Below are 24165 nucleotides of genomic sequence, written 5' to 3' on the forward strand. Positions count from 1 at the left end.
TGCGTTGAGATTGCCGGAAGCATTTGTCGCGAAAATGAAGAAGCTGCTTGATGAAGAAGCAGACGAGTTTTTCGCTGTTTATGAAAACGAAAAAATCAACGGCTTGCGCGTCAATCCGTTGAAAACCGACCCGGGCGCATGGGCAAAAACGGCGCCCTTTTCCCTTTCCCCGGTGCCGTTTTGCCCGACCGGGTTTTATTATGAGCCGGACGAACAGCCGGGAAAGCATCCGTACCATGCGGCCGGCCTGTATTACATTCAAGAACCGAGCGCGATGGCGGTCGCCGAAGCGCTGCGTCCCGCCCCTGGGGAGACAGTGCTCGACTTGTGCGCCGCCCCTGGCGGGAAAACGACCCAGCTTGGAGCGATGATGGAAAACAAAGGGCTGCTTGTCGCCAACGAAATCCACCCGAAACGGGTCAAAGCGCTCGCAGAGAACGTCGAACGGTTCGGCTTGACGAACACCGTTGTCGTCAATGAAACTCCCGAGGCGCTTGCCGAGCGGTTTCCGGGCTTTTTTGACAAAATTTTAGTCGACGCCCCCTGTTCCGGCGAAGGCATGTTTCGCAAGGATGAAGAGGCCGCTTCGTTTTGGAGCCCGGCTTATGTGGAAGAATGTGCGGCCAGACAGCGGCGCATTTTGGAAAGCGCCTATGCGATGCTGAAAGAAGGCGGCATTCTCGTCTATTCCACGTGCACGTTCTCTCCGGAGGAAAACGAGCAAACGATTGAATGGCTGCTTGAGGCGCACGATGACTTGCGGCTGTTGCCGATCGCCAAAGCGGGAGGGCTTGAGCCAGGGCAGCCGGAATGGACGAAAACCAATCGATCCGATCTCATACACGCCGCCCGCCTTTGGCCGCACCGTCTGAAAGGGGAAGGGCATTTTGTCGCCAAACTGCAAAAACAGCGGCCCACCTCACCTTGGCGGGGGCGGTGGGCGAAATCGAGCGCGCCAAAAGCCGCTATCCGCCTGTATCGCCGGTTTGAACAAGAGGCATTGTGGACAGAGCGAGACGGCACGTTCGTGTCATTTGGAGCCCATTTGACTGTGTTGCCCGAGCGTTGCCCGGATTTGTCCGGTTTGAAAATCGTCCGCGCCGGGTTGCACTTAGGGGATGTGAAAAAAGAGCGGTTTGAGCCGAACCATGCCCTTGCCTTGGCGCTGCGGACAGAGGAAGCGAAACATGTGCTTGACCTATCGAGCGCGAGCCGCGAAATCGTCCAATATTGGCGCGGCGAGACGCTTTCCACCGGCGGCGACCGCGGTTGGCTGCTTGTGGCCGTGGATGGATTTCCGTTCGCCTGGGGGAAAGAAGTGAAAGGAACGGTGAAAAACTTTTATCCAAAAGGGCTGCGCCTCGTCTAAAACGTCGGAAAAGCAGATGGCAAAGGAGCTCCCAATCGCAAAAAAAGGGGCTGACCCAAAACGCGGGTGCGTTTTAGGTCAGCCCTTTTTTTACTGGTGCTGCTTCGTCGGAATTGTTAAGGTAAACACGATCTCATCGGCGGCCAAATCGATTTTTTTTGCCGCCACTTGATAGCCGTTGCCAAAGCGAATGTCCGTGAGCGCGACGTAGACGCGGGTGTGCTCCGGGTCAATCGCCACTTCATCCGGCAGCGGGGCGTGCTTTTGCAAGTAGCGAAGCACATACGTCACCGGCAGCTTCCAGTCGCCGAGCGAAATCGTCGGCTCCGTGAGCTCGACATTCCCTCCTTTGACTACTTTTGGCACAAACGAGACGACGAGTTCGACCGGACGGCCTAAAATAGGGATTTCGCTTGAAACATAAACGCGATCAGCGAGCCAAACGCGGTATTGCAGCGGATGGCCTTTCGTTTTTTTCACCAAATAATCGTTAATGACGGCGTTCAAATGCGCTTTCTTCGAGTAAACAGTAAATGAGGCTCCTTCGACATCCGGGTGCGCCGGCCGTTTCACCGGCGGAGACGGCTTAAGCAGCCAGGCGGCGGCTAAAACAATGACCGCCGCGTTGACAGCCGCCAACATCCAAAACGCTCGTTTCCAATTCATTGCAGCAAGCTCCCTATCCACCATTCTTTTCGTTCCTTTAACGCTTCATACACCCGCATGGCCATCTGTTCGTATCCTGCGGCATTCGGATGAAATTCGTCGCGATGAAGCAATTCGTCGCGGTCGATGAAGATGTCTTGAATATCAACGAAGATCGTCCGATCATACCGTGAAAGCACTGCCCGGCTGGCGCTGTTCCACTCAGCGATGACATCATCGATTTCCGGAATGTTCGGCAACGTGCTGGAAAACGGATTGTATAGACCCACAAGCACAATGACCGCATCCGGATTGATCGTGCGCAGCGAGATCAATAGATGATCCAGTCGGTCGGCAAATATTTCCGTGGCTTGCTGAAACCGCTGGCGCGACAAGTCTAAAAAGTGCGAGCGGACGACATTCATCACATCGTTGCCGCCAATGGTGATCAAGATCATATCAGCCCGCCCGAGCTCCGCTTGATGGGCGTGAATGACCGGTTCCAATTCAGCGATGCGCCGGCCGCGTTTTCCTAAATTCGTCACGGTGACCGTCCGCACTCCGTCTTCTGCCGAAAGGAGCGGGACAAGGCGGCCAACATAGCCTCCTTTCCCTTCGCCGTCCCCGACTCCTTCCGTCAACGAATCGCCTAAAGCGACCAAATGTATATCTTTCGGAAGCGGCTTTGCTTCCGTCTGCTTGACGGCGGCTTCATGCGGGCGCTCCGGCTTTCCGCCCGCCGAAAGCGACACGCATCCGGCGAGCAGCCAGCAGCACAACAACCATCCCCACCGTCTCATTGTTTGACACCTGCCTTTTGCCGCAACAAGGGGAAAGACGAAAAGAAGGCAAAAAGGCGGTAGCCGTTTTTGCCTCATTGCGACGACTGCACGATTTTGATATGCTCTAAAATTGTTTCGTATGGCACATCTTGCACGCCGCTGTACGTCTGAACCACTTTTCCGTCTGGCCCGACCAAATAAAAACTGGTGCCATGCACGACTTGGTCGTCATTGGCCGGCTTTTGCACGATCGTTTTAAAGCTTTTTTGCGCCAGCTCGCTGATCTCGGCCGGGCTGTATCCGGTAAGCAAATGCCAGTTTGATAGGTCATCTGTAAATTGTTTCGCATACGCCGCCAGTTTTTCCGGCGTGTCGACTTCCGGATCAACGCTGAAGGAGACAAACTCGACATCCAGTCCTTCTTTCTTTGCCATTTGCTTTAGCTTGGCCATATGGGCCGTCATCGGCGGACAAACCGTTTCGCAATTTGTAAAAATAAAATCGGCGACCCACACTTTTCCTTTTAAGTCGCGAAGTCCAAACGACTGACCAGACTGATCGACAAACGTAAAGTCCTCAACCGGCCAGTTTTTGGCGTCCGGAATCGTTTTTCCGCACGCCGCCAGCAAAAGAACAACGAGAAAAAGCGCGATTCGTTTCCACATCGATGGATCCATCCTTTTCGACCAAAATATGTTGATGCCGCACAACAACGGCGTTTATTCATCAAGCGCCGCTTCCTCCATTTTCGGCAGTTCGCGCGCCGCTTTCATTTTCGCCATAAATTGTTCCGGGGTGATCGTCACCCGGTCGATAAACGCCTCCCCATCCACTGTCAAATGAAGCGGAACGACTTCAACGCCGTGCTCGGCAAGCACCGAAAACGGCACATCGACCGTTGAGTCGGTTACAATTTTGATTGGTTTCATTCGTTCACTCCTAATACTGATGATCTCGTTTCCATTATATAATGAAACCGGCGAAAATCCTACCTAAAAACGTCCATGAGCAAGCTCGGCTCATCCCCAAGCAGGAACATCGCCCATTATGAACGGACTATACCGGCAGAAAAAAAGTTGTTTTGCCGCCAAGGGCAAAACAACAACAGTCATGCATTATGCTTTAACGCCGTTTCTTTAAAGATCTGCTCATATACCGGCCATTTCAGCACTTTCTTCAAATGTTCGCGGAACGAGTAAACGGAACGGTTTGTTCTCGACCGATACACTTTTGCAATAAACGCCTCCAAGCGCAGTTGGACCATGAATCGGTACGTATTCTCTTCCTCCAATACTGGAATTTCGATAATCTTGACCTTCTGCCCATACGCGTTTTGAAACTCGAGGCTTTTGAATAGCAAAATATCAATCCTCTTTTTCACCGATTTACTTTTATTATACACCAATCCGGTGAAAAAGTATGTCGGAATGCGGCGAATTTGTTCCGACTTTTTTCGTCAAATCAATAGATGGAACAAGTTCGGGTCTTTGTTGACCTCTTGGAACGGGAAGCCTTTTTTCTTCATCCGCTCGATGAGCGGCGCGTAGTCTTCGCGCCGTTTCAGCTCGATGCCCACAAGCGCCGGTCCGCTTTCTTTGTTGTTTTTCTTCGTGTATTCAAACCGGGTAATGTCATCGGTCGGCCCAAGCACTTCATCCAAAAACTCACGCAACGCCCCAGCCCGCTGCGGGAAGTTGACGATGAAATAGTGCTGCAGTCCTTCGTAAATCATCGAGCGCTCTTTGATTTCCTGCATCCGGTCGATGTCGTTGTTGCCGCCGCTTATGACACAGACGACTGTTTTGCCTCGGATTTGTTCCTTGTAAAAATCAAGTGCGGCGATCGGCAGCGCCCCTGCCGGTTCAGCGACAATGGCGTTTTCGTTGTACAGCTCCAAAATCGTCGTGCATACTTTTCCTTCCGGAACGACGACGATGTCATCAAGCACCCCGCGGCATAAGGCGAATGTCTTTTCCCCGACCGTCTTGACGGCAGCGCCGTCAACGAACTTGTCGATTTCATCGAGCGTCACCACATGTCCGTGCTCGAGCGCCGCTTTCATCGATGGGGCGCCAGCCGGCTCGACCCCGATGACTTTGGTGGACGGAGAAATGCTTTTCACATACGTCCCTAGTCCGGCCATCAATCCCCCGCCGCCGATGCTGGCGAACAAAAAGTCGATCGGTTCATCGCAGTCGTTGAGCACCTCGACGCCAATCGTCCCCTGTCCGGCGATGACGTATTCATCATCAAACGGATGGATGAACGTCCGCCCTTCCGCCTCGGCGCACTTCACCGCTTCGTTGTATGAATCGTCAAACGTGTCGCCGACAAGGACGATCTCGACCATGTCTTTGCCAAACAGCTGCACTTGCGACACTTTTTGCCGAGGCGTGGTCGCGGGCATGTAAATTTTCCCATGCACGCCAAGCGCCCGGCATGAATAGGCCACCCCTTGGGCATGGTTGCCGGCGCTGGCGCATACCACCCCGTTTCTCCGCTCCTCATCGGTTAAATGCTTCATCCGGTTGTACGCCCCGCGCAGCTTAAACGAACGCACGACTTGCAAATCCTCGCGCTTTAAGTAGACATTGCACTCGTAGCGCTCGGATAACAGCGGATTTTTTTGCAGCGGCGTATGGAAAACAACATCCTTCAGCGTATGATACGCGATCAAAATGTCCTCGACGTATACTGCCCCTTGCTTCCGTTTCAGCTGTTGTTCCATGTTCTCGTTCCCTTTCTTTTCTAAGTTGTCTTTGATTTGTAGATTATATCACAAATTCGCAAAAAGAAAAGGGAATTTTCGAAAAGTTTTATGAGGATGAAGGGAAGCGGGCTCGTGAACATCGCGATGGCCCCGCTTTACCGGATACTGGACGCTTCCGCCGGCCAGATTCGCGCTTTTGGCCTGACGCCATCCGATGAGCGCCATCCTTCCTGCTCGAAACCTCTCCCTAGCCGTCCTGCCAGACGGCAACACGGCGAATTGTGCAGCATATGTACGGCGAACGATATAGATGCAACGAAGAAGTTTCACATATTCTTGACGGAAAAGCGGTTTATCCACTTGCGACTGTCGAAGGCAAGCCTGTGGCTTGCCTCCGTCACGCCAAGGCGTGACAGAAGACCGAACAAACGCCTGCTTCACAGACCCATATATGGGTCTGGAAGCGGCGTTGTTCGGTCGCCCGACAGTCGATCCAATACTCGGTAAAAGCCGCAAATGGTAAATCTTCAAATTGCATCTATATACTTCTTCATGCGCAAGCGGCCAGAAAAAACGACCGGCGCTACGCCCGGTCGTCCTCTTTTTTGAACTCTTCTTCCTCGGCAAATTCCATCGCCCATCTTCCTTCATCATACCAGCGGTGCGCTTCTTCCCGTCTTGCTTCTTCGTGCACATGGTTTTCCATATACAAATGGAAAAACGCTTCAACCGCCCCGATCGCCAAGGCGCTGAAAAACGCGCCGTATGCCATGTTGACGGACGGGGCAATGAGGGCAAAGCTGACCGGCCAAATAAGCAAAAAGGAAAGCGGCACGTCAAGAGCGGCAGCGACAAAATGGCCGACGCGCGGCAACACGAACAGATCGCCGATCATATAAGAAACAAGCGCCGTCACGATCGTCATGAGTGAAATCAAGGAAAGCGGGGCATCGAAGATCGTAAACATCGAAAACAAGACGACGCTCCAAGCAGCGAGCTTGACGACAAACGGAACGATATGTTTCATCGTCTTCCTCCATTTCCATTGTGGTTCTATTGATTATCGTTCCTTTTTCGCCCCGCTTCTATGCAGAAACACGTTTTCAAAATGTTCGGATCTCAAACAAAAAGACGCCCCGTTTTTGGGGTCGTCTTCGCAAACGTTTCGTACGCCAACGACAAACGCATGTCCATGCCCGTGTCCCATCTATTTCGCCTTTTTCCGCTCATAAATGATAAAGGCGTGTTCATACGGATTCTTTTCATCTTTCCCTCCTGGCGTATAGGAAACGATTTCCCATTCATCGTCAGAAATGGGCGGATAAAACGTATCGCCGGGGAAGGAAGCAAAAATTTTTGTCACATACAGCCGGTCGACAATCGGCATCGTCGCCCGAAACAGTTCGGCCCCGCCGATGATAAACACTTCATCAGCGCGCGATGCGATCCATTGCTTGACTTCCTCGAGCGAATGAAGCACAAGGCAGCCTTCCGGGCGAAACGAGCGGTTGCCCGTGACAACGACGTTATCGCGGCCGGGAAGCGGCCGGCCGATCGCTTCAAACGTTTTGCGCCCCATCACGATGGCATGGCCCATTGTCACCCGTTTAAAATACGCCAAATCGGCCGGCAAATGCCAAGGCAAGCGGTTGTCTTTGCCGATCACCCGGTTTTCATCCATTGCCACAATGTGCGAAATCATCGCGTCCTCTCCTTTACACAGCCACCGGTGCTTTAATCGTCGGATGCGGGTTGTAGCCGACAATTTCAAAATCGTCGTATTCGTAATCGAAAATGGACGGCGGCTTCCGTTTGATCACGAGCTTCGGCAGCGGGCGCGGCTCGCGCGTCAGCTGCAGTTTCGCCTGTTCGAGATGGTTTTTGTACAAATGGACATCACCGCCGGTGAAAATGAGTTCGCCGACATCGAGGTCGCATTGCTGGGCGATCATATGCGTCAACAGCGCGTAGCTGGCAATGTTAAACGGCAGCCCTAAAAACGTATCAACGGAGCGCTGCTGCCACATGCACGACAACCGACCGTTCGCAACATAAAACTGAAAGGCATAATGGCACGGCGGCAGCTTCATCTCGTCCAATTCCGCTACGTTCCAAGCGCTCACAAGCAGCCGGCGTGAATTCGGATTTCGTTTGATCTCCTCGACGACCCACGCGATCTGGTCGATTGTTTTCCCGTCCGCCCCTTTCCATGAGCGCCATTGCGCGCCGTAAATCGGGCCGAGATCGCCGTTTTCGTCCGCCCACTCGTCCCAAATCGTCACGCCATTCTCCTGCAAATAGCGGACGTTCGTATCGCCTTTTAAAAACCAAAGCAGTTCATAAATGATGGAGCGGATATGCAATTTTTTCGTTGTCACGAGCGGAAATCCATCTTGCAAGTTGAAGCGGAGCTGGCGGCCGAACACCGACAGCGTGCCGACGCCCGTGCGGTCTTCTTTTTCGACGCCGTTTTCCAAAATATCCTCCAAAAGCTGCAAATATTGCCGCAATGTTCTCACCTCACGCTCTATCATACCATAAAGCAACGCATGGTGAACCACTTGTCCATAAAAAAACGAGCCTTTTACGAGGCCCGTTCCGCCAATCCGCGGATCAACGCATATGTTCTCGGCGCTGCCGCCCGCAACGTTTGCCGCGTCTTGTCGCTTGCATAATAATAGGCAAACGACTCGGCAAAATACTCTTCCGGATAAGTCAAAAAATAATATTCGCCAGGAAAGAGCCGCGGCGCCTCCTCCCGCCAAATCGCTTGAAATTCGTCCGTTTCATGAATGCGGTCAAATACGATGTAATCGAGCGAATGAGCAAACTCATGCAGCTCCAAATTGACCGAGCCATGCCCTTTTCCTTTTTCGCTATGGCCGAGGCGGACAAGCACTAAATGCGACCCACCGATGCCCGGCACGTCATCCCATGTTTTCGAACCCGGCATATAACCGCGCGGCGTTTTTCCCCGCAAATGGCGGGCCGTCGGCTCATCGGTGATCGGGCCGGTCAACAGTTGGATGTAAATATGGTGGTCCGCCGCCTGCTCTAAAATCGTGCGATCAATGCGGGCGAGCGTCCGGATCATTTCATTCGCTTCAGAGGCGGAAAACTCCGTCTCCGGCACGATGATGATGCGGCCAAGCACATCATGAGACGGAACACCCCTAAGGCCAAGGCTGCTTTCTTCAAGCAGCACGCCATGGGCAGCCGGATACGGCGAGAACGACAGAAGCGGAATGGCGAACAGCGCCGCCAACAAACTAGTGAACAGCCGTTTCATCGTGGTTCCCCCGCTTCTTTCAATCTATGAAAATCATATCATAGAACGAAGCGGGAAAAAACGCGCAAAATCAGGAAAGAACCGTAGGCGATTATGTACGCCAGTTCGGCGGCGTATTTTTTGACCAGTAGATTTTCCCGAGTTCATGATGGGCTTGAAACCCATCATCGCATGTATGATAGTGAAACTGAAACCAATATCCGTCTTGCGGCGGATGCTCGCGGCGGACGTGAAAGCGGATCAAATCCTCTCCCGTATCCGCCCGATACAAATGAAAAATGCGCTCCCCTTGCCCGCCGGACGGATTTTCCGAAACAGCCAAATAGCGGAGCTCCTCTTCCGGATAACGATCGGCAAGCTCGGCGATCACTTCTTCCATGCGCGGCAAAATGACGGCGCGAAACTCATCTTCAATGACCGGAGCGATTTTGCGGCCGAATTTTTCATGGGACTGGGCAACGGCCTTTTCCATCGTCCGCTCAATGAATTGAGCTCGCGTCAACGAAACCGCTTCCTCGGCACGACTTGTTGGACTGTGCTGCCAGTCGGAAGACGATGCATCATCTGACGGCGGCTCTTTGGCCGCGAGCAGCGAAGCGGGCGGTGTGACGAGTCCAAACGTGCAGACGGTAATGGCGGCAACAAGCGTTTTTCGAAGCCAAGACGGCAGCTTCATCGCCTTCACCTCCCGCTACCGCCGATCAGCGGCCAAAGACGCGAACAAGCCGGTCGCTTTTAATTTGGCGACCGCCCGGCGCAACACTTCTTCCGGCTGGACAAGGGCGATGCGCACATACCCTTCGCCGCTCGGCCCAAACGCGTGCCCAGGCGTCACAACGACGCCGGCTTGGTCGATGAGCGCCTTCGCGAACGAAAGCGATGTAAAGCCGTCCGGAATTTTCGCCCACACGAACATGCCGGCTTGCGGACGGTCAACCGTCCAACCGATGTCAGCGAGTCCATCCACGAGCACATCGCGGCGCGCTTGATACATCATGCGGCTCTGGGCACAAAAGCCGGCGCCATGGCGGAGCACTTCCGCGGCCGCTTTTTGCAGCGGCCAAAAAATTCCGTAATCCAAATTGGACTTGAACTCGGCAAACGCACGAATCACCTCGGCATTTCCGCACAAGTAGCCGACCCGGCAGCCGGCCATGTTGTAGCTTTTTGACAACGAATTGATCTCCACGCCAACGTCCTTTGCGCCTGGAACAGAAAGAAAACTCACCGGTTTGTTTCCGTCATAATACAGCTCGCCGTAAGCAAAATCGGAAACAACGAGGATATCGTACCGCTTCGCAAACTCGACCACTTCGCGATAAAATGATTCTGTCGCTACGGCTGGAACCGGATTTCCAGGAAAGTTGATAAACATGATCGTCGTCCGTTTGGCGATGTCCTCCGGGATCGCACGCAAATCCGGCAAAAAGCTGTTTTCCTCCCTCAGCGGCAGAAAATACGGCATCGCTTCCGCCATCGCCACTCCCGCCGCATACGCCGGATACCCGGGATCCGGCAATAAAATGACATCCCCCGGGTCGGCGAACACCATCGGCAAATGCACGAGCCCGTCCTGTGATCCGATGACGTACGTCACTTCCGTCTCCGGATCGAGCACGACGCCATGCGCCGTCCGATAATAATCGGCGACCGCTTCATGAAACTCGCGAATGCCCCTTAATGTGTAGCCGTACGCATTCGGCTCGTTGGCGTAGCGGGCGATCGCCTCACGCACAAACGGCGCCGGCGGCAAATCCGGGCTGCCAACGCTCAAGTCGATCCACTCATCATGAAGGTGGCGCTGCTTTTGACGATACGCCGTCAACTCGGCGAAAATCGATGCCGAAAACGCGTTCATTCGTTTCGCTTTTTTCATTTCGTCTTCCTCTCCCTTGACAAGACAAAAACTGCATTTTCTTTTTGCTTCTGTTGGTATATACTTTTATCATAGTTCCGAAAGAAGACACCCGCTTCAACCGCGTGAAGGTCGCAGCCCAGCGATCAGCGGCAAATGGATGTCGGTTGGCGTCAGCCAAAACACATGATAAAATCAAGGTATATCATGTTCTTTGTGAACTGGATATAGGGGGTTGCATGGAGAATATCCAATGCGAAAACCAAGCAAAGCCTTCCATGCGTAAAATATCCAAGGCGCGAAAGAACTCCGAATCGTCGGATGCCTAGGGTTGGGACGACCCGAAGTCACGCTCAGGGAGACGAAAGAATGCTTTCGTCGTGGAACTGAGAAGCTCCCACTTCAAGCAAAGCGAAGTGGGGGTAGTTCACATGAATAGTGTATCATAGATTCTCAGCGAAAATATAGACAGAAAGGCGGGAAAAATGAAACATGAACACGATCTTTTTTGCGGCCAGCCTCATTACATTGCTTTACTTTATTTATAGTTGTATCGCCAACGCCTAAACGCTCTTGGCGATCCATCCAGCTCCCTTGGCATTCTGTTGGATGCGAAGGGAGTTTGCGCATGAAAACGACAAAAGGAGCCCCGCATCGGGAGCTCCTTTTTAATCGATTTTTGTTTTTTTGCGGGCAGAGTCAAGCTCGAAGGCGCCTGTCTCCGTCTCCGTCGTGCCTTGCCCTCGAACATCTGGGGCGCTGACGCCCGTTTTCGAACGATCTTTTTTCCGCTTCGGCACGCCCGATCACCTCCGCCCTTATCGTTCCCGCCAACGCGCCGTTGTATGCGGAACAAAAGCAGTTTGCTCCTCGCTCGCACCGCATCAGCCGCAATATTGGTCAAACGCAGCCAAAATATTTTCCATCACGTCCTCCATCGAGTGAAACTCGATGTCTTCGCGCGGAATGAAGTGAACGACTTCTTTCCCCTTTAAGAGTGCCATCGACGGCGAAGACGGCGGATAACCGACAAAGTACTCGCGCATTTTCGCTGTCGCTTCCTTATCCTGGCCAGCGAATACCGTCACCAAATGGTCCGGCTTTTTCTCGCTCCGCAGCACCGCCTGCGTCGCCGCCGGGCGCGCCAATCCAGCGGCGCAGCCGCACACTGAGTTGACAAAGACAAACGTCGTTCCTTCCACTTGTTCCATAAACTGCTCGACTTCTTCGCTCGTGCGCAATTCGCGGAAGCCGGCGCGGACGAGTTCATCCCGCATCGGCTGCACGAGCTGGCGCATATAGTCTTCGTAAGCCATTGACATTGCCCTCATTCCTCCATATGATCATCGTTGTGCTATCAGCATACTATACTTCGAACAAAAAAATCAACGAAGACGCTGCCGGCGGCAAGTGAAGAGCGATGGATGGGGGAAGACGCCCCTCCAAAGCAGCATCGGCTGGAAAGCAGCCGCAAACCGCGAAATTCCTTGCCAACGTCGCCCTTTTCTTTTCCATTTCTAGTAACTGCCGCGGCCATCGGCTGCCATTCGACATATACTGAATCGTGAATGGCACGAGGAAGCGAAAGGAGCGCAGTCGATGGGGTACATTGAAGAGTTGCGTAAAATCGTCGGAACCCGGCCGCTCATTTTAGCCGGTGTCGGCGTCGCCGTCATCGATGACTATGGGCGGATTTTGCTGCAAAAGCGCCGCGACGGGCTGTGGGGAGTCCCCGGCGGCTTGCTGGAGCTCGGCGAGTCAACCGAAGAAGCGGCGCGGCGGGAAGTGTTGGAAGAAACGGGGCTGGAGATCGGTGAACTTGAACTCATCGATGTGTTTTCCGGCCAAAAATACTTTGTTCGGCTGCCAAACGGCGACCAATACTACCCGGTCACGATCGTCTACCGCACCCGCGATATTCGCGGCGGGGAACTGGGAGAGGACGGGAAAGAATCGCTCGAGGTAAAATTTTTCTTTCTTCATGAATTGCCAAACGAGCTTTCTCCACTCTTTCAAGATCTTGTTGAGCATTATTTTGGCAGCTGACGGACAAAGCCTTGGAGAATCAACCCCAAGGCTTTGTTGCGGTCAGTGACTGCTGCGCAGAACATTTCGAAGTCGATTTTCATTGTAATAAATTGGAGAATAATCGGCGCTCCGTTCGGCGGCGGTTCGGCTGCTTTCAATGTCAGCTTCCCCTTTTCCACCTCGTACAGCTTCGCTCCGACCTCGAGCACAACCGTGACGACTTAACAAGAATCGCTTTTTTTTTATTTCTCCGGCTTGTTCTCTTTTTTTCGGCTCTCCGTCATTTGCTTCCACACAGACCCTTTCGCTTCTTCGCCGCCTTCGATCCGTTCAATGGCCATTTTCACTTGCAAGCTCACTTCAAACTCCGGATCGTTTTCCGCCGCTTTTAACGCCGGCAGCGCCGATTCGTCGCCGACTTCGTACAAAAACATGGCCGCGCGCCAACGGACGAGCTTGCTTTCGTCCTTTAGCGCTTCGATCATGGCCGGAATGGCCTCCGGATCGCCGATGTCGGACAAACAGTCGCCGGCGGTGCGGCGGACAGCGACAGCAGGATCTTTTAACGCTTCATACAAATACGGAAGCACCTTTTTGCCGCCGATCATGCCGAGATACGCTGTTGCCAGGCGGCGGATGGCCATTTTTTCATCCTTGAGCGCCTTGGCCAACACCGGGATATCGTCCTCGGTCGGCTCGGCCATCTGCTCGAGCGCGGCATACCGTTTGCGCCAATCCGGGTCATCGAGCATCTCGCTCGTCACTTTGAGGCTTGGACGCTTTTGCACCGTTTTTTCCTGCTCACCGCGGCGGAACATGTTGACGATCCGCTCCAGCCGCTCGGGCGGATAGGCTGCCGACAGCTCATCGACCATTTCGCGGCCGATTTCCTCAAACGTGCCGTAGCGCACTCCTTTTTCGACCCATTTGCGCTCAAGCACAACATTTCCTGCGTATTTTTGCGCCTCAATGACCGCGTCCATAAACGGTTTCGGCAGCCCGACGCGGTGTTCGCGCTCCCCATCGACAAGCTTCACTTGCATCGGCAGACCGTACAGCATTTGCACGAACACTTTCACTTCGCCGAAATGTTCGTTTCCTTTCGGCTTTGCCTCGGCGCCGTCATCCGCTTTCTCGCCGAACACTTCGCGCACTTTCGCCAAAATGTCGCGCCAGTCGTATTTCGGATGGCGTTCAATAGCCAAAAAATCAGCGACATGGTAAATGCCTTTCACTCCGTCAATGCGCATCAATGCTTGAATAAGCGGCGGCGCTTCGCCAATGTTGTCCGGTTTGTAGTTATGGCGCGTGCCGGAAGGCAATTCTTCATCAAGCAATATTTTCATCGTGTTCGGGCTTGGCGTCGGCTCAATCGCTTGAATGCGCAAGCGTTACCCCTCCTTGCCTTACAGCAGCTTTTCAATTTCCTTTCTCAGCTCGCTTGGCTTTGTTTGCGGTGCGAAACGAGCGACAACCTTGCCGTTGCGGTCGACCAAAAACTTCGTGAAATTCCATTTGATCGCCTTTGTTCCCAATGCCCCCGGCGCCTCTTCTTTCAAATATTGAAACAGCGGATGGGCGTTATCGCCATTCACATCCACTTTCGCAAACAGCGGGAACGTCACACCGTAATTCAACTGGCAAAATTGCTCAATTTCCTCTTCCGTCCCCGGCTCTTGGCCGCCGAACTGGTTGCACGGAAAGCCGAGCACAACAAACCCGCGATCGCGATATTCGTCATACAGCTCCTGCAGTTCTTTATACTGCGGGGTGAAGCCGCAACGGCTCGCCGTGTTGACAATCAACAGCACGTTGCCTCGATAGACGGAAAGCGGTTGTTCCTCTCCGCGAATGGTTTTGGCGCTGAATTCATATACACTCATGATTTTTCACCTCATCCCTATCATAGCGGATTTCACCGTTTGTTTCCACTTTTTGCGCCACTACTGCCCGGCGAACAGCTGCAATTGCTCAAGTGATGAAACCATATACGGCACCATCTCCGGCAAATCGGCGGCGTTTTCCTCATAAATGAGGCGTGCAAATTCGACCACGGCTTCATTTTCATACGGGCCGCGTTCATGCGGAAACGTAAAGCGGAGCGTTTGCCGGATGATTCGCTCCTCCCCCCAAATCGTCCGCAGCGTTCCTTCAATGAGCGCACAAACGGACGAGCGGCGAACCGGAAGGGTAAACAGAAGAGCGAGCCGGCAGCCGGCCCGGCCGTGATAGAGCCGCTCGTTGACCAGCTCAGCAAAATCAAGCGAAAGCCGCGCGGTGCAGACGACGAGCGGATCGGGCGCATCATTCAGCCGAAATGAAATGGCGTACTCCCGGAACAAACGAGCCAAATCGACAAGGTCGCGGCGATCGACCACGGCAATGCGCCCTTGCAAGTCCGCGTCATATATCGCTCCTTCCAACACCGTTTTTAAATTGTCAAAGGCGGTCGGATCCAATCGGGATTCCCCCTTTTTGTTCACAAGCTGTTTTAAGGTCAAAAAATAAATTGAAGAATGTTGACAAAGTTTTTATAATTAAGGTATTTAGTAACGAGACAGAAACGGAGGGGACACCATTGCCAATCAACATTCCAAAAGACTTGCCGGCGAAAGAAATACTCGAACAAGAAAACATTTTCGTGATGGACGAAGAACGGGCTTACTCCCAAGACATCCGTCCGCTCAACATCATCATTTTAAACTTGATGCCCGAAAAAGAAAAAGCAGAGACACAGTTGCTGCGGCTGCTCGGCAACTCGCCGCTGCAAGTGAACGTCACCTTTTTGCGCCCGGCGACCCATGAGCCGAAAACGACAAGCAAACATCATTTAGAACAATTTTACACGATTTTCCCGCACATTCGCCATCGCAAGTTCGACGGGATGATCATCACCGGAGCGCCGGTCGAGCAAATGCCGTTTGAAGAGGTCAACTATTGGGGAGAATTGACGGAAATTATGGAATGGACGAAAACGAACGTCACGTCAACGTTGCACATTTGTTGGGGGGCACAAGCTGGCTTATACTATCACTACGGCATTCCGAAATACCCATTGCCGGAAAAATGCTTCGGTGTGTTCAACCATACGGTGGAAGTGAAAAACGTAAAACTATTGCGCGGTTTTGACGATGTGTTCCGCATGCCGCACTCCCGCCATACAGACGTCAAGCGCGAAGACATCGAAAAAGTGCCGGATCTCACCATTTTGTCCATGTCTGACAAAGCCGGCGTTTGCCTCGTCGCATCGAACGACGGGCGCCGCATTTTCTTAACGGGCCATCCAGAATATGATGCGACAACGCTCAAAGAAGAATATGAACGCGACTTGGCGAAAGGGCTGCCGATTCGCATCCCGGAATCATACTTTCCCAATGATGACCCAAGCCAGCCACCGCTGAACACATGGCGCTCGCATGCCAATTTACTGTTTGTCAACTGGCTGAACTATTACGTGTATCAAGAAACACCTTACGTTTGGGAGTGAAGAGGAATCCTTTCGGGCAAAACCGCCTTGCCAAAACGGCAAAGGCGGTTTTCTTAATTTTTACATATTTCGACAATTGTCCTATTCCTCTCTCTCCCTAACCGCATACTCTATAGTAGATTTAGCAGGGAGGTGAACGGGATGGGCGCTTGGCATGGCCATGGCTTTGCGTTGCTCGTTGTCTTGTTTATTTTGCTCATTATTGTCGGAGCTGCGTTCGGCGGCTACGTTTACTAAACAGTAATCCCTTTCTTCGGCCGCCGTGTTTGCCAGCATCCGGCCGGCTTGCGTGTGGGAGGGCGCCGTAAAAGCGCTCCCCATTTTTTGTTGCATTCGCTTGAACGCTCTCCCACTTATGATAAAGATATGTGAACAGCCTATACTAATGATGTGGTGATAGTGCCTAAAGGAGGTGGAAATCGTGACGAAGCAGCCAAATAAAGGAAGCCGGAATCAAAACGAGCCGACGCAGGATACAATGGCATTGCTCGACGGTCCAGTTTCCGGCGACAACAGCAAAGGGCGGCGGCAAAACAAAACCCAAAATGACAAAACCGATGAAAATGCCTAACCCACAAAAAGAAGGTGTCCCAAAAGGATCGGGACACCTTTGCTTATTACTGTATATATACGCGCAAAATGCTGTCCGAAAACCATATATTGTACTTTATCGAAAGAAAACCAACCTTTTGAGACAGCCTCTTTTTGCTTCTAAAATTCAATCCCTTTCATCGCGGTTCTTCCTTGTTCATAGTCATGCTTGATGAGCTTCATTTCCGTCACGATATCGGCAGCCGCCATCAGCTCCGGGCGCGCCGCGCGCCCCGTGATGACAAGATGGAGCGACGGCGGGCGCGTGCGGATCAGCTCGAGCACCTCGCTGACTGATACGATATCTTCAACGGGAAAGCGGTCAATGGCCAACACATTGTTCAGTTCATCGAGCACAATCATATCATACCGTCCGGAATACACATATTCTTTGGCCACCGCCCAGGCACGCTTCAATGCTTCCCGGTGGATGTCCGGCGTTTTCGTCCATGTGAAGCCGGCGCCGAGCTGACGGACGTCGACGCCAAGACGCTCTAGGGCCAACTGCTCGCCGTATGTCCGTTCCGGCGATTTCACAAACTGCAAAACCGCGACGTTCATTCCCCGGCCGACGGCACGCAGGGCAAGCCCCAATGCGGCCGTCGTTTTTCCTTTTCCGTCGCCCGTATAAACGATGACACGCCCGCTATGACGAGGCGTCGGCATCGACCACGCCCCCTTGCCGCTCCGGAAACCATTGGAGCGTCTCACGCAGACGAACGACATCGCCGATGATGATGATGGCCGGATGGGAAATGCCCGCCTGTTCCGCCTCGTCTGACAGCGTCGAAAGCGTCGCCGCCACCGTGCGCTGCCGCTCGGTCGTCCCCCATTCAATGATGGCCGCTGGCGTATCCGACGGCTTTCCGGCCGCCATCAACCGGCCGCAAATATCCGGCAAATTGGCCGCTCCCATGTAGACAATGATCGTATCGCATCCTCGAGTCAGCGCCTCCCAATCGATCCGCTCACTCCGATGCCCGCTGACCATCGCCACCGAGGCGGCGTAATCACGGTGGGTGACCGGAATGCCGGCGTACGCCGGCACAGCAATGCCGGATGTCACCCCTGGAACGATTTCAAACGGAATTCCGGCTTTCACCAACACTTCCGCCTCTTCACCAACGCGGCCAAAAATGCACGGATCGCCGCCTTTTAAGCGGACGACCGTTTTTCCTTGTTGCGCATGCCAAACGAGCAGCTCATGAATTTGTTCTTGAACCGTGTCATGTTTTCCCGGCTCTTTGCCGCAGTAAAGAAGCTCAGCGTCCGGCTTCGCGTAGCGCAGCAGCTTACGGTTGATGAGCCGGTCGTAAATAATGACATCCGCCCGTTCTAGGCATTCGCGGCCGTAAACCGTGATGAGCTTTTCATCACCCGGCCCAGCGCCGACTAAATACACTTTGCCGACGGTCATCGCCCCTTCTCCCCTTTCGCATTGGCCGTGGAAATGCCCGCCGAGGCGAACGTCGCCATTTCGTTCACCATCGCCGTTGCTGAAATCAAGAGCGGAAACGCTACCGCCGCGCCGCTTCCTTCGCCAAGGCGCATGCCGAGATCCAAAAGCGGCTCCTTCTCCAGCAAACGAAGGGCTATACTGTGCCCCGGCTCTTGCGAACGATGGCCGGCAATCATATAGTCTGTGACGTTCACGGCAAACTGGCGGGCCACAAGGGCAGCCACCGTGCAAATAAAACCGTCAAGCAAAATCGGGATGCGCCGTTCGGCGGCTGCCAGCATCGCCCCGGCCATAGCAGCGATCTCCAACCCGCCGATTTTCGAAAGCCATTCAAGCGGCTTCGCCGGATCCGGTCGATGAAGCAAGAGCGCCCGTCGGATCACGTCCTGTTTATGGGCAAGCATTTCCTCCTTAATGCCGCTTCCTTTGCCAACGATGCGCTCAAGCGGCTCATCGGTCAACGTGGCCAATAAGGCGCTCGCGGCGGTCGTATTGCCGATGCCCATTTCGCCGACAATGAGCGTGCGGGCGCCTTGTTCAATGATGGACGCCGCCTGTTCGTAACCGACATGAAGCGCCTGTTCAGCCTCGGACGGCGTCATCGCTTCCGTTTCCGCGAAATTGTTCGTTCCCGGGCGCACCTTTTTCTGAATGACGCGCTCATCAGCAATCGGCACGGCGACACCGACATCAATCACCTGAAGCAACGCGCCGATTTGCCGGCTGAAGGCGTTGATCGCCGCTCCGCCGTTGGCAAAGTTGTACACCATTTGCGCCGTCACTTCGGCCGGATAGGCAGACACCCCTTCTTCCGTGACGCCATGGTCGGCCGCAAACACGAGCACTCCGGGCGGAGTGACGCGTGGAAGCAGCTCCCCGGTCATGCCGGCAAGCGTTGCCGCCACTTCTTCAAGACGGCCGAGGCTGCCGGGCGGTTTGGTCAATTGATCGATATAGGCACGCGCTTGTTCAACCATTTCACGGTGGATCAGTGGGATGGAAACATTCATCATGGGCGCACAATATCCCCCATCAAGCGGGAATATGCGCTTCCTCCTTTCTCGTCTATGATTGAGGGAACGAAAAAGCAGCTTTCCTTCGCCACGCCTTAGCGCGACGGGAGGCCGAACACCACCTGCTTTACACTTTGGGATTCACAACCCAACAACCGAGCCAATCATTCGTTGACACTCCACACGCCTAAAGGGCGTGGGATTCTTGGGTCGTTTGCGCCCTCATCCATTTCTGGTTCAGACAACGCAAAAGCTTCAGGGGTGTGTCATCACCCCGTCCCATCGGGTTAGGATGTACCCCAATGGGCGGCGCACCTGTGACCAGTGCGCTAGGTTCGGCGGCGAAGCCCGAAATCGCTTTGGCGATGTTGATCGCGCCATTCAGATCGGCATGAATCGCATATCCGCACTTTTGGCATCGGAAGCGGATGCCGTTTCGGTTCGCTTTCTCTCGATGCCCGCATCGGCATGTTTGGCTCGTGTAGGTCGGCTTCACCCACTCCACCCGAATGCCCGCCATTTCCGCTTTATAGGCAATCATCGTTTGCAGTTGGTGGAACGCCCAAGCATGAAGGCTTCGCCCCGCTTCTTTGGCCGATGTTGCCCGCTTGCGAATCCCCGTCAACGCTTCCATCCGAATCACGCCAACACCGTTGGCGAGGGCAAAACGGACGAGTTGACGGCTCGGCTGATTTTATGGTTTCGATCCTTCATCCAGCGGGACTCTTTACGGCCGATTTTGCGAATCATATGGAGTTTCTTGGCTTTGCCCAACGTTCGCCGCAAAGCCGCATATCGTCGGCGAATGAAAGCGCATTGGCTGCCCTTGAAAAACAACGATTTCGTTCCAATGCTGACAACGGCGATATAACGAAGTCCCAAATCAACGCCCATTGCCTTGGTGTCTTCCCGTTGTTGGACTTCAACTGTGATCGCGACAGCCAAATTGACGCATCATCTGTTCGATCCGCTCGACCGCCACGTGCTGGCGGACATGAGCGGCAAGCCGGTCGAACGCCTTTTCTTTGAGCGAGCGAAAGGGTCGGACGCCAGAAGGGGCGATTCCTTTTTGGCGGCGAATGCTGTTGAAAAACGCGGTGCGGAACGCATCGTTATGAAACAAATCGTGCATGTACGTGCCCAGCACCCGCTCATCACTGTGCTTCGCCCCTTCATGGCGGCCGTCCGCCTCAATAAGCGGCGCATAGCCAGGAAGCGGCGCCGAGCGGCCCATATGAATCTCGTATCCTTGCACCGAAAACCGCTCGCCCGCCCACGTAAGCATCCCTTCCGTACGGATCGTGATTTTCGTCCGCTCAAGCGTCGTTTCAATCGGCAGCAAACCAAGCCCTTTTACTTCCGGGAGCGGCGTCTCGACTCCATACGGATCGCGGATGACGGCGCCAAGCATTTGGTAGCCGCCGCATAAGCCGACGACTCTCGCTTTTCCTTTATTGACAAGCGACACAATGCGGGAAGCGAGTCCTCTTTTCTTCATATAAATCAAGTCTTCGATCGTGTTTTTGCTGCCGGGAAGCACGATCACATCCGGCGCGCCAAGCTCATCGGCGTGCGTGACCAACCGGACGCGGCAGTCCGGTTCGGCCAAAAGCGGGTCGATGTCGGTGAAATTGGCGATTTTCGGACAGCGGATGACCGCGACATCAATCGCTTCCTCTCCCCCGACAGATGAAGCAAACCGCTCAAGCGACAGCGAATCTTCAGCATCGATCGCCAAATCAGGCAAATAGGGAACGACGCCAAGCACCGGCACGCCGGTGTGCTGCTCAAACCAATCAAGCCCCGGCTTAAGCAGCGCCACATCGCCGCGAAACTTGTTAATGATGACCCCAATGACCCGCTTTCGGTCCTCAGGCTCAAGCAACGACAGCGTTCCAACGAGGCTCGCGAACACCCCGCCCCGCTCAATATCGCCGATCAACACGACCGGGGCGTTGGCGAGACGGGCGATGCGCATGTTGACGAGCTCGCGGTCGTTTAAGTTTACTTCCGCCGGGCTTCCCGCTCCTTCAATGACAATCCGGTCATACTCGTTCATCAACGTTTCGAGCGACTGACGGATGACGGCCAGCCCTTGGTGGAAAAACTCGTTCCGGTAAGCGAACGCCTGCATATTGCCGTACGGTTTGCCAAGCACAACGATTTGCGATTCATGCTCGCGGCTTGGCTTAATCAAAATCGGATTCATCTCGGCGCGCGCCGCCACTCCGGCCGCTTCGGCCTGAATTCCTTGCGCCCGCCCGATTTCGTTTCCGTCCGGCGTCACGTAGGAGTTTAACGACATGTTTTGCGACTTGAACGGCGCCGTCTTCCAGCCGTCCTGGGCGAACATGCGGCAAAACGCGGTGGCGATGACGCTTTTGCCGGCATCAGAATGGGTGCCTTGAAACATAATCGGCAGCGCCTTAGCCATTGATGGTCACCTTCTCGCATTCGGCGAGCCACCGCTCAACCATCGCCGGGGCGGACGCGAAATGAAAATGGACATAGCCGGCGACAAGCCGGTGCGCCAAATAACCGTCAGGCTTCGTTCCTTTCCGGCCGCTCGTTTCGTAGGCAAACGGCGCCTCGCCCCGCGGTTCGTACACGGAATAGTGAAATTCATGCCCGCGCGCTGTTTCTCCTTCCGGCAATAGAAAATTTCCATTTCGACCGCGCACTTCGCGGTAGCCAAGCGCCGCGAGCTTCGTCTTCATCACGACCTTCCCCGGGATGACGCCCGCCATCTCATAGGCCGCACCGTCCGTCGCAACAAGCTGTTCGGTGAGAAACATAAACCCGCCGCATTCGGCCAACGTCGGCAACCCGTGTTCGATGGCGGCGCGGATCGACTGTTTGACCGCGGCTTGCCTGGCGAGCTCGGCGGCAAACTCTTCCGGAAACCCGCCGCCGATATACAATCCGTTCACCCCATCCGGAAGCGGCTCGCCGGCGAGCGGAGAAAAGTAGACAAGCTCCGCGCCGCAGGCAGCAAGCATCTCCAGATTCTCCGGATAGTAAAAATGAAAGGCGGCATCTTTGGCAACCGCCACGCGCACGCGATACGGCCGCGAAGGGCGAATGAGCGGCGCCGGAGAACAAAGGGCTGGCGCTTCTGCAATCGAAAGGAGCGTCTCCCAATCGATCGTGCGCGCCACCTTTCTCCCCAGTTCGGCAAAAAACGAATCCAGCTCGCCGCGCTCCACCGACGGCACAAGTCCTAAATGGCGCTCCGGCAGCGCCAACGCGTCGTCTTGTGTAAGAAACCCGATGACCGGCACCCCGCACGTTTGCTCGACCGCCGCTTTGACAAGCCGAAAATGCCCCTCGCTGCCGACGCGGTTGGCAAATACGCCGGCGAGGCGCACATCGGGGCGAAACGTTTGAAACCCATGGACGATGGCGGCGGCGCTGCGGGCCATGCCGGAACAATCGACGACAAGCAGCACCGGGCTTTCGGTCAACACGGCGATTTCAGCCGTCGACCCCTCGTCAGAAAGCGGCTGTTTCCCGTCAAACAGCCCCATCACCCCCTCGATGATGGCGATATCAGCCCCTTGACAACCGTTGGCGAGCACCGTTTTGACCGCTTCGCTTCCCATCATCCAACTGTCCAAGTTGCGCGCCGGCCGGCCGGTCACAGCCGTATGGTAAGTCGGGTCGATGTAGTCCGGACCGCATTTAAACCCTTGCACCGTATATCCTTGCTGCCTCATGGCCGCCATCAACCCAAGCGTCACGGTCGTTTTGCCGGCGCCGCTTCCCGGTGCGGCGATGACAAGCCGTCGCATGCCTCTTTCCCCTTTCCCTGCATGGTCGCTTTCTTTTGATGATCGATGAGCGCCACGGAAATCGTCACATTGCCGGACTTCTTTTTCACCAGCGCCAGCCGATCGGCCCCGCTGTACAATTTCGCCGCGGGCTCGCTCACCCCATACGCGCCGGTGTAGCGGTACACCGTTTCCGACGGCGCTTCGATCGGCACCGTGTTCAGCTCTTCTGGCGTATACGCAACCAATTCCCATCTATATTTGTTGACTACCTCCAAAAGTCCTTGTTCATCCTTTTTCAAATCAATGGTGCACACCGCTTTGACACTTTTCATCGAAAAGCGCAGCTCATTGAGCGTCTCATGGATGACCGCTTCGATTTCGTCAGCCGATGTGCCGCGGTTGCAGCCGATGCCAAGCGCGATTACTTTCGGGCGATACAAAACGCCGTTTTGCAAAATGGCCTCTTCTTCCGGTGCAAGCAGGCGATGAGTGACCACAAGCGCGGCCGCCGGGCGGGCAGCGAGCGCTTCCGCGATCGAGTCGTACACAGCAATGTTTTTGGGCAACGGCCGCCCTTCCGGCCACCAGCCGGTTTCCCCCGACTCTTGCACGATCGCGACCGGCTCTTCGTTCACGACCGCGGCGCTCACCGGTGTCAGCTTGTCAGCTGATTCCCATTCCCAGCCGAACTGGCGACCGAACAGATCGACGGCGATTGTCTGCTGCACGTCAGAAGCGGTCGTAATGACCGGGCGGGCGCTTAAAATGGCTGCAACGCGCCGCGTCAGTTCGTTCGCTCCGCCCAAATGGCCGGAAAGAACACTGATCACATGTTCAGCCTTATCATCGATCACCACGACCGCAGGATCGGTCTTTTTGTCTTTTAACAGCGGAGCGATCATCCGCACGACAGCGCCGAGCGAAATGATGCAAATGAGTCCGTCATAGCGGGCGAACAACTCCGGCAACAGCGCTCTGACGTTGCCGGAAAACAAGCGGATCCCGTGCTTGGCTTCATCGCCGCGGGCGAATTTATCCGTATAATAAACGTCCGCTCCCGCAAGAGCGCCTCCAAGGCGTCGGGCGATCTCGACCCCGTGTTTCGTAATGGCCACGACAGCATAGGCGCCATGTCTTTCGTTGTTCGCGGCAGCAGCCCCCACC

At 54.5% G+C, this 24165-nt stretch carries 29 protein-coding genes and 1 pseudogene; 5 read left to right on the forward strand and 25 right to left on the reverse strand.

What is annotated here, in order from left to right; genetic code table 11:
• Positions 1-4: 4 nt before the first annotated feature.
• Complete coding sequence (locus tag GYMC52_RS08745; RefSeq protein WP_013523790.1) at positions 5-1369, forward strand: RsmF rRNA methyltransferase first C-terminal domain-containing protein; 1365 nt, start codon at positions 5-7, stop codon at positions 1367-1369.
• A 90-nt stretch (positions 1370-1459) separates the two neighbouring features.
• Here the strand turns inward: GYMC52_RS08745 and GYMC52_RS08750 are convergent, their stop codons facing one another.
• The 14 genes from GYMC52_RS08750 to GYMC52_RS08810 all read right to left on the reverse strand — a co-directional run bounded on the left by GYMC52_RS08750 (position 1460) and on the right by GYMC52_RS08810 (position 11972).
• The gene (locus GYMC52_RS08750) at positions 1460-2035 is read right to left on the reverse strand and encodes a YpmS family protein (RefSeq protein WP_013523791.1); all 576 of its coding nucleotides are present in this window, start codon (positions 2033-2035) and stop codon (positions 1460-1462) included.
• The gene (locus GYMC52_RS08755; protein WP_015731708.1) at positions 2032-2814 is read right to left on the reverse strand and encodes an SGNH/GDSL hydrolase family protein; all 783 of its coding nucleotides are present in this window, start codon (positions 2812-2814) and stop codon (positions 2032-2034) included. The genes GYMC52_RS08750 and GYMC52_RS08755 overlap by 4 nt, the downstream gene beginning before the upstream one ends.
• 74 nt (positions 2815-2888) lie before the next feature.
• Entirely contained in the window at positions 2889-3461 is a 573-nt protein-coding gene (locus tag GYMC52_RS08760; RefSeq protein ID WP_013523793.1) for an SCO family protein, read from the reverse strand.
• A 54-nt stretch (positions 3462-3515) separates the two neighbouring features.
• Positions 3516-3725: a DegV family protein gene (locus GYMC52_RS08765; protein WP_013145300.1), complete on the reverse strand. Its 210-nt coding sequence runs from the start codon at positions 3723-3725 to the stop codon at positions 3516-3518.
• Positions 3726-3904: 179 nt separating this feature from the next.
• A complete protein-coding gene (locus GYMC52_RS08770) occupies positions 3905-4156 on the reverse strand; it encodes a YpmP family protein (protein ID WP_011231264.1) in 252 nt (83 codons plus the stop codon).
• A gap of 96 nt (positions 4157-4252) precedes the next feature.
• Positions 4253-5524 carry a threonine ammonia-lyase IlvA gene (ilvA, locus tag GYMC52_RS08775; protein ID WP_013145299.1) on the reverse strand — a complete coding sequence of 424 codons (1272 nt, stop codon included), beginning with the start codon at positions 5522-5524 and terminating at the stop codon, positions 4253-4255.
• A gap of 565 nt (positions 5525-6089) precedes the next feature.
• Entirely contained in the window at positions 6090-6533 is a 444-nt protein-coding gene (locus GYMC52_RS08780; RefSeq protein ID WP_013523794.1) for a YndM family protein, read from the reverse strand.
• A gap of 180 nt (positions 6534-6713) precedes the next feature.
• Positions 6714-7208 carry a dihydrofolate reductase gene (locus tag GYMC52_RS08785; RefSeq protein ID WP_013523796.1) on the reverse strand — a complete coding sequence of 165 codons (495 nt, stop codon included), beginning with the start codon at positions 7206-7208 and terminating at the stop codon, positions 6714-6716.
• A 13-nt stretch (positions 7209-7221) separates the two neighbouring features.
• The gene (thyA, locus tag GYMC52_RS08790) at positions 7222-8016 is read right to left on the reverse strand and encodes a thymidylate synthase (RefSeq protein WP_011231268.1); all 795 of its coding nucleotides are present in this window, start codon (positions 8014-8016) and stop codon (positions 7222-7224) included.
• A 74-nt stretch (positions 8017-8090) separates the two neighbouring features.
• Positions 8091-8795, reverse strand: a complete 705-nt coding sequence (locus tag GYMC52_RS08795; protein ID WP_013145295.1) for an anthrax toxin lethal factor-related metalloendopeptidase — start codon at positions 8793-8795, stop codon at positions 8091-8093.
• 91 nt (positions 8796-8886) lie between these two features.
• Positions 8887-9465 (reverse strand): YpjP family protein, encoded by a 579-nt coding sequence (locus GYMC52_RS08800; protein ID WP_173346448.1) that lies wholly within the window; start codon positions 9463-9465, stop codon positions 8887-8889.
• A gap of 21 nt (positions 9466-9486) precedes the next feature.
• On the reverse strand, positions 9487-10671 hold the full coding sequence (locus tag GYMC52_RS08805) for an LL-diaminopimelate aminotransferase (protein WP_013523797.1): 1185 nt from the start codon (positions 10669-10671) through the stop codon (positions 9487-9489).
• A 647-nt stretch (positions 10672-11318) separates the two neighbouring features.
• Positions 11319-11450, reverse strand: coding sequence for a YuzL family protein (locus GYMC52_RS18630; RefSeq protein WP_011231272.1), 132 nt, complete (start codon positions 11448-11450; stop codon positions 11319-11321).
• An 84-nt stretch (positions 11451-11534) separates the two neighbouring features.
• Complete coding sequence (locus GYMC52_RS08810) at positions 11535-11972, reverse strand: BrxA/BrxB family bacilliredoxin (RefSeq protein WP_013523798.1); 438 nt, start codon at positions 11970-11972, stop codon at positions 11535-11537.
• 277 nt (positions 11973-12249) lie between these two features.
• On the opposite strand from GYMC52_RS08810, the gene GYMC52_RS08815 reads away from it, so the two are divergent.
• Positions 12250-12696, forward strand: coding sequence for an NUDIX hydrolase (locus tag GYMC52_RS08815; protein WP_013523799.1), 447 nt, complete (start codon positions 12250-12252; stop codon positions 12694-12696).
• Here the strand turns inward: GYMC52_RS08815 and GYMC52_RS08820 are convergent.
• Genes GYMC52_RS08820 through GYMC52_RS08835 form a run of 4 tightly spaced genes read right to left on the reverse strand, consistent with a single transcriptional unit; the run spans position 12681 to position 15137 of the window.
• Positions 12681-12887, reverse strand: a complete 207-nt coding sequence (locus GYMC52_RS08820; protein ID WP_041469460.1) for a hypothetical protein — start codon at positions 12885-12887, stop codon at positions 12681-12683. The genes GYMC52_RS08815 and GYMC52_RS08820 overlap by 16 nt on opposite strands.
• 33 nt (positions 12888-12920) lie before the next feature.
• The gene (locus GYMC52_RS08825) at positions 12921-14066 is read right to left on the reverse strand and encodes a conserved virulence factor C family protein (protein WP_013523800.1); all 1146 of its coding nucleotides are present in this window, start codon (positions 14064-14066) and stop codon (positions 12921-12923) included.
• Positions 14067-14084: 18 nt separating this feature from the next.
• Positions 14085-14561: a glutathione peroxidase gene (locus GYMC52_RS08830; protein WP_013145288.1), complete on the reverse strand. Its 477-nt coding sequence runs from the start codon at positions 14559-14561 to the stop codon at positions 14085-14087.
• A gap of 60 nt (positions 14562-14621) precedes the next feature.
• Positions 14622-15137: a hypothetical protein gene (locus tag GYMC52_RS08835; protein WP_013145287.1), complete on the reverse strand. Its 516-nt coding sequence runs from the start codon at positions 15135-15137 to the stop codon at positions 14622-14624.
• Between the two features lie 119 nt (positions 15138-15256).
• On the opposite strand from GYMC52_RS08835, the gene metA reads away from it, so the two are divergent.
• The 3 genes from metA (at position 15257) to GYMC52_RS19760 (ending at position 16736) form a co-directional block, all read left to right on the forward strand.
• A complete protein-coding gene (gene metA / locus GYMC52_RS08840; RefSeq protein WP_013523801.1) occupies positions 15257-16165 on the forward strand; it encodes a homoserine O-acetyltransferase MetA in 909 nt (302 codons plus the stop codon).
• 141 nt (positions 16166-16306) lie between these two features.
• Positions 16307-16402 (forward strand): YjcZ family sporulation protein, encoded by a 96-nt coding sequence (locus GYMC52_RS18635; protein WP_013523802.1) that lies wholly within the window; start codon positions 16307-16309, stop codon positions 16400-16402.
• 184 nt (positions 16403-16586) lie between these two features.
• A complete protein-coding gene (locus tag GYMC52_RS19760) occupies positions 16587-16736 on the forward strand; it encodes a hypothetical protein (RefSeq protein ID WP_013523803.1) in 150 nt (49 codons plus the stop codon).
• A 140-nt stretch (positions 16737-16876) separates the two neighbouring features.
• Here the strand turns inward: GYMC52_RS19760 and cobO are convergent, their stop codons facing one another.
• The 7 genes and pseudogenes from cobO to GYMC52_RS08875 all read right to left on the reverse strand — a co-directional run bounded on the left by cobO (position 16877) and on the right by GYMC52_RS08875 (position 24164).
• Positions 16877-17422 carry a cob(I)yrinic acid a,c-diamide adenosyltransferase gene (gene cobO, locus GYMC52_RS08845; RefSeq protein WP_013523804.1) on the reverse strand — a complete coding sequence of 182 codons (546 nt, stop codon included), beginning with the start codon at positions 17420-17422 and terminating at the stop codon, positions 16877-16879.
• Positions 17403-18173: a uroporphyrinogen-III C-methyltransferase gene (gene cobA, locus GYMC52_RS08850; protein WP_013523805.1), complete on the reverse strand. Its 771-nt coding sequence runs from the start codon at positions 18171-18173 to the stop codon at positions 17403-17405. The genes cobO and cobA overlap by 20 nt, the downstream gene beginning before the upstream one ends.
• Complete coding sequence (gene cobT / locus GYMC52_RS08855; RefSeq protein WP_013523806.1) at positions 18170-19228, reverse strand: nicotinate-nucleotide--dimethylbenzimidazole phosphoribosyltransferase; 1059 nt, start codon at positions 19226-19228, stop codon at positions 18170-18172. Before cobT ends, cobA begins: the two co-directional genes overlap by 4 nt.
• Before the next feature lie 187 nt (positions 19229-19415).
• Positions 19416-20173: pseudogene (locus GYMC52_RS08860) on the reverse strand (RNA-guided endonuclease TnpB family protein); the annotation flags it as partial.
• A complete protein-coding gene (locus GYMC52_RS08865; RefSeq protein ID WP_013523807.1) occupies positions 20151-21662 on the reverse strand; it encodes a cobyric acid synthase in 1512 nt (503 codons plus the stop codon). The pseudogene GYMC52_RS08860 and the gene GYMC52_RS08865, both read right to left, overlap by 23 nt.
• Positions 21655-23019, reverse strand: coding sequence for a cobyrinate a,c-diamide synthase (locus GYMC52_RS08870; RefSeq protein ID WP_013523808.1), 1365 nt, complete (start codon positions 23017-23019; stop codon positions 21655-21657). The genes GYMC52_RS08865 and GYMC52_RS08870 overlap by 8 nt, the downstream gene beginning before the upstream one ends.
• Positions 22965-24164: a cobalt-precorrin 5A hydrolase gene (locus tag GYMC52_RS08875; protein WP_013523809.1), complete on the reverse strand. Its 1200-nt coding sequence runs from the start codon at positions 24162-24164 to the stop codon at positions 22965-22967. The genes GYMC52_RS08870 and GYMC52_RS08875 overlap by 55 nt, the downstream gene beginning before the upstream one ends.
• Position 24165: the final 1 nt, after the last annotated feature.

The sequence above is a fragment of the Geobacillus sp. Y412MC52 genome (genome assembly GCF_000174795.2).
In the GTDB taxonomy this organism is placed as follows: domain Bacteria; phylum Bacillota; class Bacilli; order Bacillales; family Anoxybacillaceae; genus Geobacillus; species Geobacillus thermoleovorans.